This window comes from Sphingomonas sp. CCH9-E2 (genome assembly GCF_001557215.1).
Taxonomy (GTDB): Bacteria; Pseudomonadota; Alphaproteobacteria; order Sphingomonadales; family Sphingomonadaceae; genus Sphingomonas.
Genome location: NZ_LSJM01000066.1, coordinates 1 through 918, shown reverse-complemented (window position 1 = coordinate 918; position 918 = coordinate 1). Strand labels below are relative to the sequence as shown.

1 protein-coding gene and 1 pseudogene are annotated in these 918 nt (G+C 69.0%); one reads left to right on the top strand and one right to left on the bottom strand.

What is annotated here, in order from left to right; translation table 11 throughout:
* Positions 1–55: 55 nt before the first annotated feature.
* A pseudogene (locus AX681_RS03695) lies at positions 56–583 on the top strand (recombinase family protein); the annotation flags it as partial.
* 33 nt (positions 584–616) lie between these two features.
* Here the strand turns inward: AX681_RS03695 and AX681_RS03690 are convergent.
* A partial coding sequence (locus tag AX681_RS03690) for a histidine phosphatase family protein (RefSeq protein WP_197424227.1) occupies positions 617–918 on the bottom strand: 302 nt, incomplete at its 5' end.

The window sequence follows — 918 nt, the reverse complement described above, 5'->3', positions numbered from 1 at the left end:
GGCAACTGACAAATAGCGCGATCAGAACGCCGCCATTTAGCGCGAGCGTTTACAGCGCGTCTCCACCAACGGCCAAGATTTGGCCCAGCAGCTCGCCCAGCTTGAGGCGGCGGGCTGCGCGAAGATCTACCGCGAGAAGATCAGCGGCGCGTCGGCCGAGCGGCCCCAGCTCAAGCGCGCGATCGGCGCGCTCGATCCCGGCGACGTGCTGATGGTGACGGCGACCGATCGCCTCGCCCGCAACACGCGCGACCTCTTGAACATCCTCCATGCGGTAAAGGAGGCCGGGGCCGGCTTCCGCTCGATCGCCGAACCGATGGTGGACACGACCTCGCAGCTCGCCGAAGTTGTGATTGCCGTTCTAGGCGTCGCGGCCAGCTACGAGCGCCAGCGGATCGCCGAGCGCACCAGCGCTGGCCGCGCCCAGGCCAAGGCGCGCGGGGTCAAGTTCGGCCGCAAGAGCGCCCTCACCCCGCACCAGCAGGCCGAGGCGCGGCGCAAGCTCGACGCAGGCGACACCCAGCGATCGGTCGCGGCGCTGTTCAACGTCAGCCAAGCGACGATTTCGCGGCTACAGGGGTGATGAGCGACGCCCCCCGCCCTCTCCGGCGTTGATTTAGGCGGCGATCGCCGGCGCACATTCCCAGCGCCTGCCATGCCAGCGGAATCCTACCCGCTGCGCGTTGCTGATCGCTGGCGGCTCGCCCTTGCGCCAGAAGGCGCGCATCTTTGCCTGATCGTCAAGATGAGCGTCGGCCACGATCGCGCGCGCGGCCTGGATGAACTGCCCATGCCCGAACACATAGACCAGCGAGGCGGGCGGCATGGCGGCGAGCCGCGCCAGCGCGGCCTCGCAGCGCCGGAGCAGGGTGGCGAAGCTCTCGGCCCCTTCCCCGTCGCAATAATCAGGATCGGCCG